Genomic DNA, 19,457 nt, shown 5'->3' with positions numbered 1-19,457 from the left:
TCATGCATCGGTGGAGGACAGTTCGCGCACGTTGGACTTGGAACCGTCCCTGCCCTCCGTGCCATCGTGGCTGTCCTTACCGGCCACATGCAATTTGCCGCCCGCCAACGTACGCAGCACGACATAGAACACGGGCGTCAACATCAGGCCGAACAACGTGACACCGAGCATTCCGAAGAACACGGCGATCCCCATCGCATGACGCATCTCCGAGCCCGCCCCCGACGACAACACCAGCGGCACCACACCCATGATGAACGCAATCGAAGTCATCAAAATCGGGCGCAGACGAAGACGGCTCGCCTCGATGGCCGCGGCCAGCGGTGTGCGTCCATCGTGCTCGAGCTCACGCGCGAACTCGACGATCAGAATCGCATTCTTCGATGCGAGCCCGACGAGCACCATCAGCCCGATCTGCGTGAAGATGTTGTTGTCGCCACGCAAGAGCCACACACCAGTCAAAGCGGAGAGCACGCTCATCGGCACAATCAGAATCACCGCGAGCGGCAACGTGAGGCTTTCATAAAGCGCCGCCAACACGAGGAACACCAACAGCACACTGATCGGGAATACCCAGATCGCCGAATTGCCGGCCAACACTTGCTGATAGGTCAGATCGGTCCATTCGAATTTCACGCCGCGCGGCAGCGTTTCCTTCGCGATACGCTCGATCGTGGCCTGCGCTTGCCCCGATGAATAGCCCGGTGCCGGACCGCCGTTGATGTCGGCCGCCGTATAGCCGTTGTAGCGAACCACCATTTCGGGGCCGTACGTCGGCGACACCGTCACGAGCGACGAGAGCGGCACCATGTCGCCCGATGCCGTGCGCGTCTTCAACTGCAAGATGTCGTCGGCGTGCGCACGGAACGGTGCATCCGCTTGCACGCGCACTTGATACACACGGCCGAAACGGTTGAAGTCGTTCACATAGAGCGAGCCCAGATAAATCTGCATCGTGTTGAAGACATCCGTCACAGGCACGCCGAGCTGCTTCGCCTTCACGCGATCGAGATCGACATTGAGCTGCGGCACGTTGATCTGATAGCTGGTGAAGAGCGGCCCGAGTTCAGGTGCCTGTTGCGCGCGTTTGATGAACGCCTGCGTTGCCTTGTCGAGTTGCGTATAGCCCAGCGCACCACGGTCCTCCAACTGCAGCTTGAACCCGCCGAGCGTACCGAGACCGAGCACCGGCGGTGGCGGGAACACCGCAACGAAAGCATCTTTGATACCGCCGAACTTCTGGTTGAGCGCACCGGCAATCGCCCCCGCGGACAAGCTGCGCGAGCCACGGTCCTTGAACGGCTTGAGCGTCACGAACACGATGCCTGCGCTCGAACTGTTCGTGAAGCCGTTTACCGATAGCCCCGGGAATGCCACCGCGCTCTGAACACCGGGCTGCTTCGCCACGATGTCGCCCATGTCGCGCATCACTTTCTCGGTGCGGTCCAGCGTCGCACCGTTGGGCAACTGCGCGAACGCGATCAGGTACTCCTTGTCCTGCGCCGGCACGAAGCCGCCTGGCACCGCGCGGGTGACGAGCACGGTCGCCACGACCAGCACGACATATATACCGAGCATCAACGACTTGCGCCCGAGCACGCTCTTGACCCCGCTGCTATACGCCGTCGAGCCGCGCTTGAAGACTTTGTTGAACCCCCGGAAGAATCCACCGAAAATGCGGTTCATCACACGGGTCGGCAAATCCGCCGGTGCGTCGTGGCTGCGCAACAAAATCGCGCACAGTGCCGGCGACAGCGTGAGCGAGTTGAACGCCGAGATCACCGTCGAGATCGCGATCGTCATCGCGAACTGCTTGTAGAACTGGCCCGTGAGGCCGCTCATGAACGCGAGCGGCACGAACACGGCCACCAGCGTCAACGCAATCGCGATGATCGGCCCGCTCACCTCTCGCATCGCACGTACCGTGGCGGCATGCGCACTGAGCCCCTCCGCGATATTCCGTTCGACGTTTTCGACGACGACGATCGCATCGTCGACGACGATACCGATCGCCAGCACCATACCGAACAGTGACAACGCGTTGATCGAGAAGCCGAACGCCAGCAACAGCGAGAACGTACCGACGATCGAAATCGGCACGGCGACGAGCGGGATGATCGACGCACGCCAGGTCTGCAAGAACACGATCACAACGATAACGACGAGCGCAATCGCCTCGAGCAAGGTATGAATGACTGCTTCAATACTCGAGCGCACGAACTGCGTCGGGTCGTAGACGATGCTGTAGTCCACGCCTGCCGGGAAGTCCTTCTTGAGATCTTCCATGTCGCGGCGGACCTGATCGGAGATCGCGAGCGAATTCGCACCCGGCTGCTGGTTGATACCAAGCGCGACAGCCGGCTTGTTATCGAGCAGCGAGCGCAGTCCATACTCGGACGCTGCCAGCTCCACACGTGCCACGTCGCGCAAATAAGTCACGCCGCCGTTAGGCGACGATTTCACGACGATCGCGCCGAACTGCTCTTCTGTTTGCAAGCGCCCGCGCGCATTGACGGAAAGCTGCAGCGGCACACCGGCTCCCGAAGGCGATCCGCCGATCACACCGGCCGCCACCTGCACGTTTTGTTCGCGAATGGCTGCCACGACATCATTTGCAGTCAGGTTGTGCTCGGCCACTTTTTGCGGATCGAGCCACACGCGCATGGCGTAATCGCCCGCGCCCCACAACTGCACCTGGCCGACACCGGCGATGCGTTCCAACCTGTCTTTGACGTTGAGCAGCGCATAGTTGCGCAGATACGTCATGTCATAGCGGTTATCCGGCGAGATCAAGTGCACGACCATCGTCAGCGTCGGGGAAGACTTGATCGTCGTTACACCGAGCCGCTGCACGTCGTCGGGCAGACGCGGCATGGCCTGCGAGACACGGTTTTGCACGAGCTGCTGCGCCTTGTCGGGATCGGTCCCAAGACGGAACGTGATCGTGAGTGTCATGTTGCCGTCGCTATTTGCCTGCGACTGCATGTACAGCATGTTCTCGACACCGTTGATCTGCTCTTCGAGAGGCGAGGCCACCGTCTCGGCGATCACTTTCGGATTCGCGCCCGGATACTGTGCGTGCACGATGACCGAAGGCGGCACGACTTCCGGGTACTCGGAAATCGGCAGTTGAAAGAGCGCAATCACACCTGCCAGCAAGATCAGGATCGATAGCACCCCTGCAAAGATCGGCCGATCAATAAAGAATTTTGAAATGTTCATATCGCGTTCTGTCTAATTGAGCGCTTCATTCGCATGCCCTGTTTCGGCAGCTCAGGAATTCGACGCATCGCTCTTGTTGGAAGCGTTGGCGTCCGTCTGGTTGTCGCCGCCCGCGCCCTCGTCGCCGCTGCCCATCGCCACCATGTGCGGGCGCACGGTTTCGCCCGGACGCACACGCTGCACGCCGCGCACGACGATTCGATCGCCATCGGCAAGCCCGGCCGTAATGACACGCAAGTTGCCGTGCAGCCCGCCGAGCGACACCGGCCGATATGCGACGCGGCCCTGAGCGTCGACGGCTAGCACGAACTTCTTGTCCTGATCCGTCCCGATTGCCGCTTCATCGATCAGCAACGCGCGATGCGGCGCGCCGCCGCCTACCTTGATTCGCGCATAGAGCCCCGGCACAAGCGTGCCTTCGGGGTTGTCGAACCGCGCGCGCACGCGAATGGTGCCCGACCCGGTATCGAGCCGGTTATCGATCGACGCAATGGCGCCCGTGCGTGAGTAGCCGCGCTCGTCGGCCAGCCCCAATTCGACCGGCACACGCGCGCCGTTGCGCGCGCGACCGATGTACTTGAGGTAGGTCTGCTCATCGACATCGAACGAAGCGTAAATCGGCGAGACCGACACGAGCGTCGTCAGCGGCTGAGCGCTCGAACCCGAGGAGACGACGTTGCCGAGCGTCACCTCGGCGCGCGAGACGCGGCCCGCAACAGGCGCTGTGATCTTCGTATAGCCGAGATTGATGCGCGCGGTTTCAAGCGCCGCTTGCGCCGCCTTCACGTTCGCCGTGGCTTCGACTGCGGCGTTCTTCTTTTCGTCGAAGTCGCGCTTGGCGATCGCGTTGTCCTCGATCAGGCGCTGCGCGCGCTGCCAGTCGCTTTGCGCATAGCCGCTGCGTGCTTGCGCCGCCGCCAGTTGCGCAGCCGCGCGGTCGACCTCAGCCTGATAGGGACGCGGATCGATGACGAACAGCACGTCGCCCTTTTTCACGAGCGAACCGTCCTTGAAATTGACGGAGACGATCGTGCCGGACACGAGCGGCCGCACGTCCACTTTGTCGACGGCCTCAAGACGCCCCGAGTATTCCTGCCAGTCGGTGACAGTCTTGTTGAGAACCGAGGCCACATCGACCTCCGGCGCCGTCGGCGCAGCTTGAGCCGGGGCATTGGCATTGACGCGTATCGCAGTAAACGCGCCGATACCAGCCAACGCCACGACGGCAACGGCCGCGCTGGCGATGCGGGTACGGGAAAAACGCTGCTTGGACATAATGAGGCTCCGGTGTGTAGATTGTTGTATGACGTTTTGACTTAGCGAATTGCGACAGCGGGCGGCGCGAGACGGCTTTGAAAAAAGTGCACCGTGTCTTGCAGCGCCTGCTGCTCATTGGCCACCTGTTCGTGTGTGGCGCTCGGATAACGGACGACCTGCGTCGGCACGCCGGCCCCGATCAGCCGCGCGGCATACCGTTCCGCCTCGACGTGCAGCACATCGTTTTGCGCCGTCGCGATAAACGTCGGCGGCAAACCGGCGAGCCGCGCCGATTCGAGCGGTGCCGCATACGGGTGCATGCGCTGCGCGGCTTGCGGCAAATAGGCCCGGTAACTTGCCGCGCAATCGCGCGCACTGATGTCGGATGCTACACGCCGCTCGTCAGCCAGACACGTCATGCTCGGATCGAGCATGGGGCTAAAGAGCGCTTGTGCTTCCACTTGCACGTCGCCGCGATCGCGCGCGACAAAGGCAAGGCCATTGGCGATATGACCACCCGCGCAATGCCCTACCACGAACAGTTTCTTGCCGCCCGCTCCATAGGTTCGCCCAACCGCATCAACCCAGCGCGCAGCTCGGTAGGCATCTTCAAGAGCCGCCGGAAATGGGTACTGCGGCGCAAGCGAATAATCCACCGATATCACCAATGCCGATAAATGCTCGGCGAAATGACGTGCGGCGACATCCGCGTCATCGAGCGAGCCGCGTACGAACGCTCCGCCGTGAAAATAAAGGATCACGGGCAATGAGCGAGAACCGGCACGGCGATAAAGCCGCAACCCGATATTGCGCTCGTAGCCGGCAATCTGGATATCGCTAATCTCGAGCGAAGGCTCGGCACACGGGCCACCGGCCGGAATGCTACGAGAGTACGTAGTGCGCATGGATCGAACGCGCAAAGCGCGGCAGTTTTCACAATGAGACGAATTGTGACTTCGGCAGGATTTCCGATAAATGCCTATAATCCGGCAACACAATTCACCGCTTCCGAACAATTGATTGCACTCGCACAGCAACGCAGGACGCGAGGGCGGCGATGTGTCTTTTCCCCCGGAGAACAACGATGGATCGGCTTCAAGCCATGCAGGTGTTCATACGCGTGGTCGACACGAACAGCTTTACTAAAGCCGCGGAAACGCTCGATCTGCCGCGTGCTTCGGTCACCACAATCATTCAAAACCTCGAAGGCTACCTCGGCGTGCGCTTGATGCACCGAACGACGCGCCGCCTGAGCCTGACCCCTGACGGCGCCGCTTATTACGAGCGGTGCGTGCGCATTCTAGCCGATGTCGACGAAACGGAAAGCAGCCTGCAAAATGGCAGCAAGAAGCCGCACGGCAAGTTGCGCGTCGACATGCCGGGCTCGATTGGACGCATGATCGTCATTCCCGCTCTTTGTGAATTCCGCGAGCGATATCCGGATATCGATCTGCAGCTCGGATTATCCGACCGGCCGGTCGATTTACTGCAAGAAGGCGTCGATTGCGTGATTCGCGTCGGCGCGTTACAGGATTCGTCGCTCGTCGCCCGCCGCATCGGGCTCTTCGAAGGCGTCACCTGCGCGTCGCCCGATTATCTGGCGCACACTGGCGTGCCGCATACGCTCGAGGAACTGAGCCAATACAGGGCAGTGAACTACTTTTCGAGCCGCACCGGTCGCATCATCAACTGGTCGTTTCTCGTGGACGGCAAGGAAGTCGAGATCAAAATGGAGGGCTCGATCTCCGTCAACGATGCTGACGCCTACGTCACCTGTGCGTTGGAAGGCTTCGGACTCGTTCAGGCGCCGCTATTCATGGTCCTGCCGCATCTGCGCTCGGGCGCGCTCAAGGAGGTGCTGCCCGAGTGGAAGCCGTTGCCGATGCCGATTTCTGCCGTCTATCCGCACAGCCGCCATTTGTCACCGAAAGTGCGCGTATTCGTCGACTGGATCGCGGAAGTGTTCGACCGCTGCCCGCTGTTGAGCGGCCGTCAAAGTTTGGACAAGGCGTGCAGCAAACGAACGTTCGAGCAACTCGAAAGTGCGCCACCGCTCGATACGCCAGTTCTGTCGGAGTGGGTTGCTTAAGGCCTGCACGCTTTCCATTCCTTTTTACCCTTCTCCCCGATTGCGGCGGCCCTTTAAAGGCCGCCGCACTGCCATGCGGCTTTTGCACAGGCCGATACGTAGTTCGTGTAGCGAATACCCGCCATTTTCTAGTAGTTCTAGCAGTTGCCCAATATTCTCCGCGCATTGTCTAATAAATCGAATCGTGCCACCTCAAAGAGACGTGCGCGCTTCGCCTCGGTTCGAAACCTAATTAGCCGATAAAGCCGGAAGCCGCATTCCCGCATCGGCCCCCATCAAATCTTCAATTATGAAGATTGGGGGAGGTATTTATGCATTCTTTGAAAAACACACAAATTTTTTTAGAAAACGGATTCAAAGCGTCGTCAATCGCGAAAACGATGGGGATGACGTTGAGCTATGACGATAAAAGCAATGCCCGCGTCTCGTGGCACCGCGATCCCGACTATGACCATGGAATGAACGACACGCATGGCGGCGTACTGGCGACGTTGCTCGACACCGCCGGATGGTTCACGGTGGCCGCCCAGTGCGCCAAAAACGTCGTCACGTCCGACTTGCACGTACGAATGCTGCAGCCCGCGGGTGCCCGCGATCTCGTTGCGACGGCGCGGGTAGTCCGCTGCGGCAGCAAGCTCGCCGTCGCAGAGATGACGCTCCATTCGGCCGATGGCGAACTGGTCGCGACCGGCACTGCCTCGTTTATCGTTCTGGGCGAACTGCCGATCTGAGACCCGAGATCCACGCTCCGCTGGCGCATCCAACCGCGTATCCCGCAGATACCTCCGCCGACCGAACCAGCGAGCCGCCACCCACGCGTTTTCGCAACCGACTTATTGCAAGCATGAACGACATTTCCTCGCTCCATACGCACCGGACCATCATCGACCGCTTGCGCCACTGGCGTGCGTTCAAGCCCGACGCGCAAGCCTATACGTTTTTGAAGGACCGCTGCAGTCTCGATGCGAGCCTCACGTATGCGCAACTGCACGATGCCGTGGCCGCGCGCGCGGCCGACCTTCTTGCACGGGACCTCGAAGGCCAGCGCGTCATGATCGTGTTGCCTTCCGGGCTCGAGTACGTCGTCAGCTTTCTCGCTTGCCTCGCAGCCGGCGTGGTCGCTGTCCCGATGTATTCGCCCTCGACGCGCCGCGATTGGGACAAGCTCGCCTCGGTCGCCGCGAATTGCAAACCGAAGGCGGTGCTCGCAAATAGTAAGGACACCGAACTAATCGGCCCTGCACTGGACGCGGCGCTCGGTTCGCAGCGTGTGTCGATCATCGTTGTCGATGCGCAAACAGCACAAACGGCGCACCCATCGGTAACGCGTCACCACGCGCCGGATCCGTTTCGCGAACTCGACTCGGCACGACTTGCGTTCTTGCAATACACGTCGGGCTCCACGGGCCAGCCGAAAGGCGTCATGGTCTCGCACGCCAATATTCTTCATAACGCCGCTCAACAAGCGAGCGCGATGCGCAGCGACGAACGCTCGATTCACATCAGTTGGCTGCCGCTTCATCACGACATGGGGCTGATCGGCATCGTCCTGCAGGCGCTCAGTCTCGGCTCGCACGCCGTGCTGATGTCGCCGTTCAGCTTCTTGCGCAGGCCGGACAACTGGCTGCGCGCGATCTCCGAGTATGCGGGCACCATCTCCGGCGCACCGAACTTTGCCTACGATCTATGCGTCGACAAGATCGCCGACGCCGAGATCGACACGCTCGATTTGAGCAGTTGGCGTACTGCATTCAATGGCTCGGAGCAGATCAGACCGGCAACGCTCGAACGTTTCACCAAGCGCTTTTCGCGCGCCGGTTTTCGCGCCGATGCGTTCTTTCCATGTTATGGCCTCGCCGAAGCGACGCTGTACGTTTCCGGCGCCCATCTGCAAGGCGGCACCGCTGCGCTCACGCTCGAGCGAGCCGCACTTGCAGCCGGGCAAGCAGTGCCGGTGAACGACCCGACCGATGCAGATGCCGGCGCTAACGCGCCGCGCATTGAGGTCGCAAGCGTCCATGTGCCGCCCGCCGACCTCGAAGCATGCGTCGTCGACGCTGCGACATGGAAAGCGCGTGCCGACGGCACCGTTGGCGAAATCTGGCTCAAAGGTTCGAGCATCGCGGGAGGATATTGGGAACGGCCGGCCGAGACGGCCGAGACATTTCGCGCGTACCTCGCCGATACCGGCAAGGGGCCGTTCCTGCGTACCGGCGATTTGGGCTTTCGCCGCGACGGCCGCCTCTATATCACGGGTCGCGTCAAAGAGCTCGTGATCATCAACGGCGTGAACCACTATCCTCAGGATATTGAAGCCACGGCCGAAGCGCTCGGCGATCCGCTACGCGCGCACAGCAGCGCCGCATTCGCGATGCAGGACGAACGCCTCGCGATCGTTCAAGGTCTCGACCGCACGAAGCTCCCGCCTGCGGAACTCGAAGCCACGATCGAGCAGATTCGCCGCGTGGTTTGGGATGTGCATGGCATTGCGCCCTCCTTCGTTGGCCTCGTGCAGCCCGGTGAAATCGCGAAGACGAGCAGCGGCAAGATACAGCGTTCGTTGATTGCACGCCGGTTCACCGACGGCGAATTGAATTTTGTCGCATCGTGGGCGGAGGGTGCGCGGGCCAATGAGGCGACCGCGGCAAAGACCGCACCGGAAGCGCTCGCCATCATCGATTGGATCAAAGACTACTTTCCGCGTCGCGTGAACTCACTGCTGATCGACGAGCGACGGACGATTCCGCCATACGTCGTGCTCGATCTCGGCAATCGCGGTCTGCTCGGTATGATCGCGCCGCGCACCGCGGGCGGCCTTGGCTTGCGAACCACAGACTTCTTGCGCGTACTCGAAACGCTCGGCGCGAAAGACATGACGATCGCGCTCTTCGTCGGACTCAACAACGCGCTGGGCATTCGCCCGATCGCGCTCCATGGCAGCACGCACACGCAAGCCCGCCATCTCGGGTCGCTCGCGCTCGGCCGCGAGCTTGGTGCATTCGCACTGACGGAACCCGGTGCCGGCTCCAACCCCGGCGCGATCAGCGCGACAGCGCAACGCATGGCCGACGGCAGCTACCGTTTGAACGGCACGAAGTATTGGAGCGGCTCGGCCGCCTGGGCCGGTGTCATCAACGTGTTCGCCAAAACGCTCGACGCGCAAGGACGCGTGACCGGCGTCACCGGCTTTGCCATCGCGCAGGACAGCCCCGGTCTGCGCCACGGGCCCGAAGCGCTCACGATGGGCATGCGCGGCATGATTCAGAACACTGTATGGCTGGAGAACGTGCCGGCATCCGCACAGCAAGTGCTCGGCGATGTCGATCACGGCATGCGCATTGCACAGGACACGCTCTGCTACGGCCGCCTTGCGATAGCCGCTGTCTGTATCGGCGCTGCCAAACGCTGTTACCGGATGATGCTTCGCTACGCCGAGCGTCGCGAGATCGCGACCGGGCGGCTCATTGCCAACCCGCATGCGCAAACGACGCTCACCGACGCGATGTACGGCATCGCCACGTTGGAGCGCCTCGTTGCCGACACGGCCGCGCGCGTCGATGCCGGCCTGGCCATCGCGCCGGAGGTGCTCGCCGCTTGCAAGTGCCTATCCACCGAGTGGCTTTGGAAAATCGTCGATGCCACGATGCAAATGATGGGCGGCCGCGGTTACATCGAGAGCAATCCGATTGCACAAGTCTTCCGCGATGCGCGCATCTTCCGCATCTTCGAAGGACCAACGGAGGCGTTGCATCATTTTCTAGGTACCTCGCTGCAGCGTATGCCCGACGTCATTCGCTCATATCTGAGCGGTCTCGCGACACCCGATGAATCAAGCGCATTGCTGCACCATTTCGATCAGGCATTCGAGCCACCGCAACATGACCGTGCGTCCGGCGATTCGGAAGTAATGAACTTGCGCGCCAGCGCCGCGGGTGCGCATGTGTGCGAGTTGATTTTTTATGCGGCCGGTTGCGCCGTGCCATCGGTATCGCGCACCTGGCTCGACGAACGGCTCGCCGCCTCGCGGCACACATTCGAGCGCACGACCAGGCTCGGCTCGTCAGCTGCGTCAATCGATACCCTCAGCGCGTTCGCGCACAGCGTCGACGCACAGGTAGGCCTCGATTATTGCGCGGCGCCCTACCCCGACCATGCCGTCGATGCATGGCTCGCGCCCGAGCCGCTTGCCATCGTGGTAAAGGAGCCTCCGCCCGAGCCCGCCGCAGTGGCTTCGCCCGGAACACCGCAGCGATCGAACGCAGTGCATAGCGCACAACCCGCTGACATCGCCGATTTCATCACCGACTGGATTACACGGCGCTGCGCGATCGCGCGTGAAGCAACCGGCCTCGACATCGAGTTCGCGATGCTCGGGCTCAGCTCGATCGATTCGAGCAGCTTGGCCGAAAGCTTGTCGGAACGCTTTAGCGTCGATCTCGACCCGACGGTCTTTTGGAACTACCCCAACACACGCGAGCTCGCGCACTTCGTCCACAGCCGGCTTGCTTGATCGCACGAATGACTGAATGAACACGATGAACACGAGGAACTCGACCATGCTGAGCAAGATATTTCGGAATCCCATCGATCTGCGGCCGGCCGCGCTCATCGCCGTGCTGTTTGCCGTATTGCTGGCCATCTATTTTGGCATCGACAACGTCTGGTTGATGATGGGCCTCTCCATTCTCCTATTGCCTGCGCGACTATCGGTGGTCGGCTATAACCACAATCACATCCATTGCCTGACATTCGTCGACGCCGCCCCGAACCGTCTGCTCGAAATCATGATGTTTTTCGAAACCGGCACGACGCCGTTTTCGAGCACGCTCAATCACATCGTCGGCCATCACGCACACTACTTCGAACCCGAACTCGACACGCTCAATTGGCGCCGCGCCGATGGCTCGATGATGGGACACCACGAGTTTTCGTTGAAAGCCGCGCTGTGGCACTACCCGTCGTGCATCCCACTCAGCCGCGGCCGCTTGGCGCTGCGCACGAAGTTCATTGTCTATGCCGTACTCTGCGTGTTGCTGCTCGCCGCACTGATCGCCTACAAGCCGGTTGCCGCGCTAATCGTCTTCGTCGTTCCGATGCTGTTGATGCTCTACATGCTCAAGTACGCTGCCTACGCGCATCACAGCGGCTTGCCGATCGGCGATGACTTCTCCGCGTCGCGTACGAACACCGGCAAGCTCTATAACTGGCTGACCTGGAATGCCGGTTACCACGCCGCGCATCACATCCGCCAGGCGCTGCATTGGAGCGAGCTACCCGCCTTTCATGCCGAACTCGCACATCGAATGCCCGCTCAATTGCAGGGCAACCGGTGGGGAAGCCAGTTCTCGGGCGCAGACAGGCGCGCCCGGCCCCAGCCTCGCTAAACGTACCGAATGTATCGAACGTTTTTCTCGCGAGCTTAATTTCTCTCTACACGCACACACGAGGACATCGACAAATGACAGCACGCGAAATCGACTCGCGCCAAGCCGCGCGTCAATTGGTCAAGGAAAGCATCGACCCGGCCCTTTGGGAAGACAACGAGGCATTCACACGCCGGCTCGTCAAAGAGACGGTCCTCACGCATCATCTGCACCGCCATCCGATTCTCGATGCTTGGCGCAATCATCAGTTCACGCTCGATGGCATCCGTCTCGTGCATATGGAAGTGCGCGCGGCATTTCTCGAAGTGTTCAGCGAATCGCTGTTGAGGCTGATGCAAACCGCTTCGCAACTGGAGCCGACGCTCGGATACAAAGCGAAGTTATCGGCGCGCTTTCTCGTTCAGCTGAACGTGCTCGACGAAATCGGCTTCGAGCTCGGCGGCTCCGACAATGGCCGATATGTCGGCCATCCATCATTCGCGCATTACTGGCTGCTGGCCGATGCGATGAACACGCTCGGCCTGACCGAGGCGCAATGGCGCGAGCATGTGCCGTCTCCCGAAGCGCGTGCCACGCGTGCGACGCTCGACAACAATCAGAACGACCATCTGCTGCTCGCCACACTGCTTGCCTGTATAGAAACGGTATTCATGCCGTACTACACGCCGTGGGCGCACAACAGCATCCATGTTTGCCCGGCGCTGAGCGCGCCACACGGTTATCACTCAGTGCATATCGAAGACGAGCACGGCCATTCAGTCGACGACGATCATTCCGAAGACAGCTGGTACATCGTGCGCCAAGCACTCACGTCCACACGCCGCGATGAACTCCAGCGCTTCACCGTCTCGTTGCTCGATACCTGGGCGACACTCTTCGATTCGCTGCTTGCACGCGGCACGGCGCAATAATGCGAAACGACGCTGCCGGGCCGCGGAACGAGTCGGCACGCGATCACGGGCATGCGCCGGCGGCCGCTATCATCGGCGCGGCCTGCCGCTTTCCCGGCGCGGACTCTATCGACGAATACTGGCAGTTGCTGCTGGCCGGCCGCGCCGTTGCGGCCGATCCCGATGCCGAGCGGGTCGATCTCTGGTCGGCGCTGAGCGATGCCCGCCTTGCCTCGCGCGTGAGCACGCTCAAAGGCGGCTACTTGCGCGACATCGCGGGGTTCGATGCCGATCATTTCGGCATCGCGCCGCGTGAAGCGGCCAAGCTCGATCCGCAGCAGCGCTTGTTGCTGAGCGTCACACACGATGCGCTCGAAGACGCGGGGCTCACGCGCGCTGCGCTGCGCGCGATGTCGGTGGGTGTGTTCATCGGCGCGGGCAGCAACGACCACATGATGCTGGCGAGCCGAAGCCGCGACACCATTGATGCCTATCATGGCATAGGTAATTCGCACAGCCTCCTTGCCAATCGCATTTCGTACTACTACAACCTCAAAGGGCCGAGCTTCACCGTCGATACCGCTTGCTCTTCATCGCTTTCTGCGCTGCATATGGCACAGCTTGCGCTCGCGCATGACGACATTGATCTGGCAATCGTCGGTGGGGTCAACATCATCGTCTCGCCCGACCTGACGCTTGCATTTTCGCAAGCGGGCATGCTTTCGCCCTCGGGCAGATGCAATACATTCAGCGCGCATGCTGATGGCTATGGCCGAGCCGAAGGCGTAGGCGTCATCGTGCTTGCCGCGGCCGGGAGCCCATTGCTCGCCGACGCGCAGCCGCGATGCCTGATCCTTTCAGCCGCCGTCAATCAGGATGGCCGCAGTAACGGCATCACCGCGCCGAACGGCGTTAGCCAGCGCGAGGTCATTTGCGCCGCGATGAAGCGCGCCGGCGTCGGCCCTACCGACATTGCCTATGTCGAAACGCACGGCACCGGCACGAAACTCGGCGATGCGATCGAATTCAATGCGCTGCGCGATGTCTTCGCGGCCGAGCCAAGCGCGCGGTGCCATGTGGGCTCGGCTAAAGCCAACGTCGGGCACATGGAAGCGGCGGCAGGCATGGGCGGGCTTATCAAGGCGATGCTGATGCTCGAGCACCGCACCATCGTGGCGCATGCCGTCGAGCCGCCGTATAACGAATTCATCGACCAGGCACGAGGCCGACTGCAGATCACGCAGTCGTCGTTGCCGCTTCGGGAAGGCGGCTGTATCGGCGTGAGTTCGTTCGGCTTCGGCGGCTCGAATGCGCACGCGATTCTCGCTCGCGCACCCGGGCGAAGGGTCGATGACGAAGTGCGTGAACAGCATCCCGCATTGCTGCTGTTATCGACGCATGATGCCCAGTTGGCACAGGCCGATGCGCGGCGCCTCGCCGATCAGATCGAGGCTGGCCGTGTGCCGCTTTCGGGAGTCGCCAGTGCGCTGGCGTATCGGCGCGACGCTTTGCGTCATCGCACGGCAATTGTCGCCGCCGATCGCGAGAGTGCCATTCGGCAACTGCGCGCGCTCGATGTCGCACACGTGCACGCATCGCGGCCACATGCACCCCGCGTCGCCTTCGTGTTCACGGGACAAGGCAGCCAGTATGCAGGCATGGGCGCGCAATTGTACGCCTGCAACGCAGTGTTTCGCGACGCATATGACGAGTGCGCCACGCACATCGAACGCCACTCCGGCTTCGGCATCAACGCGCTGCTTCATGGTGGCGAAGCCGGTGCCGAACGCATGCTTGCGGACACGCATCTGGCCCAGCTCGCGCTCTTTTGTCTCGAGCATGCGCTTGCGCGTTTGCTGATGTCCGCGGGAATCGAGCCCGTGGCGATGATCGGACACAGCCTCGGCGAGCTCGTCGCGCAGGCCGTGGCCGGCATGTTCGATCTGGGCGACGCTGTCGCGCTCGTGCACGAGCGCGCTCGTCTGATGCAGGCGCATGGCCCAGCGGGCGCAATGACGAGCGTATTCGCCACCGAGGCATCCGTGCGTTCGTTGATTGCACATTCGCGCTTGCCGGTGCATCTTTGCGCGGTCAACGGCGCGACGTCGGTCACTATCAGCGGTGAGCAGAGCGCGATCGAATCGTTCGAAGCGACGCTTGCCGCGCAAAGCATTCTTGCGCGGCGGCTGCCGTCGCGCCATGCGTTTCATACGCCTGGGCTCGGCACCGCAGCGCAAGCGCTCGGCGCATTCACGCGATCGATCGCTGCGCGGCCCGCCCGCGTGCCAGTGGTATCGAACCTCGATGGGACGCTGCTCGATACGCTGTCGCCGGGTTCCGACTACTGGAGCCGTCAACTGCTCGCGCCCGTCGCCTTCGCGCAGGGCATCGATACGCTCATTGCACAAAAGATCGATGTTTTCGTCGAACTCGGCCCCGATCGTTCGTTGTCCAAACTCATTTCGCGCGATCACCGTGCGGCCGGCGTCGACGCATTTTCGCTGCTGCAACGCGGCCACGATGATGTCACCGAATGCCTCACCGCGTTCGGGCGGCTCTTCGCATGTGGTTGCGATTTAAAACTTGATGCGATCGTACCGCGCACCGCATATGCGAGTTTGCCGGCCCGCACGTTGCGCTCGCAACGTTTCTGGGCATTCGCACAGGCAACGCAGGTCGATGCGGAAAAAGCGGCACACGTATCGACAAGTCGTCCAAGTCAAACCAATTCATCGCCGCTGCCATCGACGCAACGCAGCGTCGTGGCGCTTCAACTCGATGTGATGCAAAGCCAATTGGCCTTGCTCGCGTCGAAGCGCGCTCAGCCCGCGCAATCGAAAGAGGATAGTCATGCCTGACGTGCACCCCGAAACCACTATCGCACGCATCGTCGAGCACATCGTCGGCGAACTCGCGCACAGTCTTGGTCAGCAAGCGGCGCATATCGATCCGCACTGCCCGTTTGTCGATATGGGCGCCGATTCGCTGATCCTCGCCGAAACGTTGCAGGACATCAATCGCCGGTATCGGGTCATGCTTTCGGTCGGCGAAATGTATGAAAGCGTGAACACGATCGATAAGGTCGCCCGCTATCTGCATGCGAACGGGCAATACGAGGAGGCGCTGTCGACCTCCGTTCCGACTGACGTTGTGGTATCGACGCGCGCCGAAGCGCAAGCCGAAGCGGTGCCGATGGCAATGCAAACCGAATCCGGGACGCAAGCCGAAACCGAAACAGATCCGATCGAACAAATCGTCCGGCGCCAACTCGAACTGATGGAGCGCCAACTCGCGCTACTGAGCGGCACGGCAAAGGCACCGACCGTCATCGCGCGGGCGCCGGCTTCGACACGTGTCGCTGCACCACCTGCCGTATCGCCTGCTGCGCCAGCTTCGATGCCGGCTGATGCCTCACCGCCAGAGCCGACGGGACGCGATCGATTCAGTGCCTTCGCTGTGCGCCTGGAAGCCGATCAACGCAGCGAGGATGCGAAAAAAGTCGCGCATATCGCCGCGTTGGCTGAGCAGCACAACGCTCGCACTCCGACCTCGAAACGCGCTGCGCAAGACTACCGGCGCAGCCTGGCCGACAACCGTGTATCGGCAGGCTTTCGCCCGTTGCTCAAGGAGCTTGTCTATCCCGTGCTGGCCGAGGCGGCGCAAGGCGCGCATCTCGTCGATGTCGATGGCAACCGTTACCTCGACTTCACGATGGGCTTCGGCGTGCATTTATTTGGACACGCACCCTCGTTCGTCATGGAGCGCGTGCGCTCGCAACTCGATCGCGGTATGCCCATCGGTCCGCAGTCCCCTATGGCGGGCCGAGTAGCCGAACTCATCGCCGAGTTGACCGGTCACGAGCGGGTCGTGTTCTGCAACTCGGGCACCGAAGCGACGATGACCGCCGTGCGATTGGCACGGCTCGCGGCGGGTCGCGACAAGCTTGTCATCTTCAAGCACTCCTACCACGGCAGCTTCGATGCGTTCCTCGCGCGCAGCGCGGCGCACGGCATCACGCGGCCCGCGAGCCCGGGCACACCGGAATCGCTCGTGGCCGATACGATCGTCCTCGATTACTGCGAGCGCGCATCGCTCGATTACATCGCCGCGCATCATGAGCAAATCGGAGTCGTGATGGTCGAGCCGGTGCAAAGCCGCGCACCGTCCGTCGATCCAAAGGCGTTCCTTGCGCAGTTGCGTGAGATCACGCGCGCGCATGGCATTGCGCTGATTTTCGACGAGGTGATTAGCGGCTTTCGTTGTGCGCGCGGCGGCGCACAGGAATATTTCGGGGTGCGCGCCGATCTTTGCACCTACGGCAAGATCATCGGTGGCGGCATGCCGATTGGCGTCGTCGCTGGCACGGCTGCCTGCATGGACGGCATCGATGGAGGCTGGTGGCAATTCGGTGACAACAGTTATCCCGAGAAGCCAACGATCTTCTTCGCCGGCACGTTTTCGAAACATCCATTGACGATGGCAGCGTCGCTTGCAGTGCTCGAACATCTCGCGCAGATAGAGCAGACCGATCCGAACTTTTATCCGCGCTTGAACGAGGCCACACGCGTGTTGGCCGAGCGCTTGATCGCGGTGTTCGAAGAGCTCGGTGTCGATATCACCATCGAGCAGTTCAGTTCGCTCTTTCGCTTCGCGTCGAACGGCAACCTCGATCTGTTCTTCTACCACCTGCTTGCCAACGGCATCTATATCTGGGAAGGTCGCAACTGCTTCGTGTCGGCAGCGCATTCGGCGCAAGACATCGACCGACTCGTCGACACCGTGCGTGACATCTGCCGCACGCTGGCGCCGCTCGAACTGATTCCACTCGTCGAAACGAAGACCGCCGCCGTCGATGCGAAAGGCGCGCGCGACGTGTCCGCGGTGTCCGCGGTGCCGGAAAGCGAACCCATTGCGCTATCAGACGCGCAACAGCGGTTTTTCGCACTCGAGCGCTCGCGTCCGGAGGGGCGCATAGCGAACAACGTGTCGTTCGCGTTCCGCTTTGATGAACCCGTCGATGCCGAGCGACTCGTCGCCTGCACCGAAGATGCGATTCGGGCGCATGACGCGCTCGGCGCGCGCTTCGATCTCGACTCGCGCGTGCAAACCCTCGGTGTGGCGAACGCATTCGAAATCGAGCGCATCGGTCACACCCGGGCACCGGACGCAGCATTTGCCATCGACCTCGCGAACCGCGAACAAGTCCGTCCGCTACTGATGGAAAACGGGCAAAACGCGCGCGCGCAGTTGCATACGTTCGCACGTGGCGAAGCGTTGCTGACGCTGTCGCTGCATCATCTGGCCTGCGACGGCTGGAGCCTCGGCGTGCTGCTCGATGAAATCGCACGCCGTTACAACGGTGCGCAACCGAAGCCGGCCGCCTCTTACCACGCATGGATCACGCAGGAAGCGGCCTATCGCACCAGCGAGCGATACACGGCGGACCTGCACTATTGGACCGAGGCCGTCGAACGCGCGATTGCCTACCGTGCACAGGCCGCATCAAGCCCAGTTGGCCATAGCGATGCGATATCGGCGCGGCCGGGCGCACGCGCGAACGTCACGCTCGACGCCACGCTGAGTGAGAAGGTCTCGATGCAAGCGAAGCGCAGCGGCGTGACGACGTTCACCTGGCTGCTCGCTTGCGTTCAGTCATTGCTGAGCCGCGTCTATTCCGGCCGCGCGCCGATCATCGGCTTGCCGTTTGCCAACCGCACGGCGGCATCGCGCGAGCTGATCGGCAATTGCGTGAATCTCCCCTTCGTCGTACCGACGTCGGATGCAAGCGCGCCGTTCGACGACGTGCTCGCCACTGCCCGCAAAGTCATGAGCGAGCTGATGAGTCATTCGCGTTTTCCGTATCACATGCTCTGCGACCTTTATCGCACGCATTCGCCCGATCGCAGCGGGCAACCTGTCGAAGTCACGTTCAACGTCGAACCGCTTACGCAGATGCCATCGTTCGGCGGCAGTACCCCTGTTCTCGTTGCCCCTGTCAATCGGTGGATCGAATTCGATCTGATGTTCAACGTTTTTCTGCTGCCCGATGGCATCCGTATCGAACTCGACTACAACAGCGATCTGTTGAGCGCGGAGCTTGCCTATGGATGGCTCTATTTGCTTGCGAAACTCATCGAAAACGAAGCAAGCGTGGCGACGCAGCCTTCCGCTCTGCCCGCTTGACGTCATCAGACACCGGAGAAGATCGCCATGCCTGACTCGCCTCTCGCAAGCCGCTTTGCACAGACGCCCGCGCCGCTGCGCGTTCCGCTTTTGACGGACTACATCGTCGGGCAGCTCTGCGAAGCCTTGTTTATCGAAAACGACGCTGCCGTCGTGCACGCGCATTCGCGCTTTGCTGCCCTCGGCATCGATTCGAAACGTGCACTCGCTCTGAAGGAAGATCTGGAGGAAGCCCTCGGCCAGATGCTTTCCGTCACGCTTCTGTTCGATTACCCGACACCCGAGCGGCTGGCCACGCATCTCGTCGACACGATGTCGGCCACAACAGATGCTAAGGAGTCCGAACCAACGCGCGACGCACCCGACGACGGCTTCGAGTCACGTTTGCGAGACACCTTCAACAAGTACGGCGTGTAAGCCGGCGATTGATCC

At 61.6% G+C, this 19,457-nt stretch carries 11 protein-coding genes; 8 read left to right on the top strand and 3 right to left on the bottom strand.

What is annotated here, in order from left to right; all coding sequences use genetic code 11:
- Genes ACSQ20_RS25865 through ACSQ20_RS25855 form a run of 3 tightly spaced genes read right to left on the bottom strand, consistent with a single transcriptional unit; the run spans position 1 to position 5,384 of the window.
- Positions 1-3,222, bottom strand: a complete 3,222-nt coding sequence (locus ACSQ20_RS25865) for an efflux RND transporter permease subunit (protein ID WP_436025535.1) — start codon at positions 3,220-3,222, stop codon at positions 1-3.
- Between the two features lie 51 nt (positions 3,223-3,273).
- Positions 3,274-4,497, bottom strand: a complete 1,224-nt coding sequence (locus ACSQ20_RS25860) for an efflux RND transporter periplasmic adaptor subunit (RefSeq protein ID WP_436025533.1) — start codon at positions 4,495-4,497, stop codon at positions 3,274-3,276.
- Between the two features lie 41 nt (positions 4,498-4,538).
- Positions 4,539-5,384 (bottom strand): alpha/beta hydrolase, encoded by an 846-nt coding sequence (locus ACSQ20_RS25855; protein WP_436025531.1) that lies wholly within the window; start codon positions 5,382-5,384, stop codon positions 4,539-4,541.
- Between the two features lie 179 nt (positions 5,385-5,563).
- On the opposite strand from ACSQ20_RS25855, the gene ACSQ20_RS25850 reads away from it, so the two are divergent.
- From ACSQ20_RS25850 to ACSQ20_RS25815, 8 genes are all read left to right on the top strand, one after another.
- Complete coding sequence (locus ACSQ20_RS25850; RefSeq protein ID WP_436025529.1) at positions 5,564-6,568, top strand: LysR family transcriptional regulator; 1,005 nt, start codon at positions 5,564-5,566, stop codon at positions 6,566-6,568.
- A 380-nt stretch (positions 6,569-6,948) separates the two neighbouring features.
- Complete coding sequence (locus ACSQ20_RS25845) at positions 6,949-7,299, top strand: PaaI family thioesterase (RefSeq protein WP_436025527.1); 351 nt, start codon at positions 6,949-6,951, stop codon at positions 7,297-7,299.
- Positions 7,300-7,412: 113 nt separating this feature from the next.
- Complete coding sequence (locus tag ACSQ20_RS25840; RefSeq protein ID WP_436025525.1) at positions 7,413-11,078, top strand: AMP-binding protein; 3,666 nt, start codon at positions 7,413-7,415, stop codon at positions 11,076-11,078.
- Positions 11,079-11,124: 46 nt separating this feature from the next.
- The gene (locus ACSQ20_RS25835) at positions 11,125-11,952 is read left to right on the top strand and encodes a fatty acid desaturase (RefSeq protein WP_436025523.1); all 828 of its coding nucleotides are present in this window, start codon (positions 11,125-11,127) and stop codon (positions 11,950-11,952) included.
- 74 nt (positions 11,953-12,026) lie between these two features.
- On the top strand, positions 12,027-12,863 hold the full coding sequence (locus ACSQ20_RS25830) for a hypothetical protein (protein ID WP_436025521.1): 837 nt from the start codon (positions 12,027-12,029) through the stop codon (positions 12,861-12,863).
- Positions 12,863-15,700: a type I polyketide synthase gene (locus ACSQ20_RS25825; protein ID WP_436025519.1), complete on the top strand. Its 2,838-nt coding sequence runs from the start codon at positions 12,863-12,865 to the stop codon at positions 15,698-15,700. The genes ACSQ20_RS25830 and ACSQ20_RS25825 overlap by 1 nt, the downstream gene beginning before the upstream one ends.
- Entirely contained in the window at positions 15,693-19,025 is a 3,333-nt protein-coding gene (locus tag ACSQ20_RS25820; protein ID WP_436025517.1) for an aminotransferase class III-fold pyridoxal phosphate-dependent enzyme, read from the top strand. The genes ACSQ20_RS25825 and ACSQ20_RS25820 overlap by 8 nt, the downstream gene beginning before the upstream one ends.
- Positions 19,026-19,052: 27 nt before the next feature.
- The gene (locus ACSQ20_RS25815) at positions 19,053-19,442 is read left to right on the top strand and encodes an acyl carrier protein (protein WP_436025515.1); all 390 of its coding nucleotides are present in this window, start codon (positions 19,053-19,055) and stop codon (positions 19,440-19,442) included.
- The last annotated feature ends 15 nt before the right edge of the window (positions 19,443-19,457 follow it).

Origin of the sequence: Trinickia sp. LjRoot230, assembly GCF_964253315.1 — a bacterium.
In the GTDB taxonomy this organism is placed as follows: Bacteria; Pseudomonadota; Gammaproteobacteria; order Burkholderiales; family Burkholderiaceae; genus Trinickia.
The sequence above is the reverse complement of the archived record's forward strand: the minus strand, read 5'-3'. Positions and strand labels throughout refer to the sequence as shown.

Coding starts and splice junctions, on each gene's coding strand:
- ACSQ20_RS25865 (WP_436025535.1), bottom strand. CDS start 3,222: ATGAACATTTCAAAATTCTTTATTGATCGGCCGATCTTTGCAGGGGTG.
- ACSQ20_RS25860 (WP_436025533.1), bottom strand. CDS start 4,497: ATGTCCAAGCAGCGTTTTTCCCGTACCCGCATCGCCAGCGCGGCCGTT.
- ACSQ20_RS25855 (WP_436025531.1), bottom strand. CDS start 5,384: ATGCGCACTACGTACTCTCGTAGCATTCCGGCCGGTGGCCCGTGTGCC.
- ACSQ20_RS25850 (WP_436025529.1), top strand. CDS start 5,564: ATGGATCGGCTTCAAGCCATGCAGGTGTTCATACGCGTGGTCGACACG.
- ACSQ20_RS25845 (WP_436025527.1), top strand. CDS start 6,949: ATGGGGATGACGTTGAGCTATGACGATAAAAGCAATGCCCGCGTCTCG.
- ACSQ20_RS25840 (WP_436025525.1), top strand. CDS start 7,413: ATGAACGACATTTCCTCGCTCCATACGCACCGGACCATCATCGACCGC.
- ACSQ20_RS25835 (WP_436025523.1), top strand. CDS start 11,125: ATGCTGAGCAAGATATTTCGGAATCCCATCGATCTGCGGCCGGCCGCG.
- ACSQ20_RS25830 (WP_436025521.1), top strand. CDS start 12,027: ATGACAGCACGCGAAATCGACTCGCGCCAAGCCGCGCGTCAATTGGTC.
- ACSQ20_RS25825 (WP_436025519.1), top strand. CDS start 12,863: ATGCGAAACGACGCTGCCGGGCCGCGGAACGAGTCGGCACGCGATCAC.
- ACSQ20_RS25820 (WP_436025517.1), top strand. CDS start 15,693: ATGCCTGACGTGCACCCCGAAACCACTATCGCACGCATCGTCGAGCAC.
- ACSQ20_RS25815 (WP_436025515.1), top strand. CDS start 19,053: ATGCCTGACTCGCCTCTCGCAAGCCGCTTTGCACAGACGCCCGCGCCG.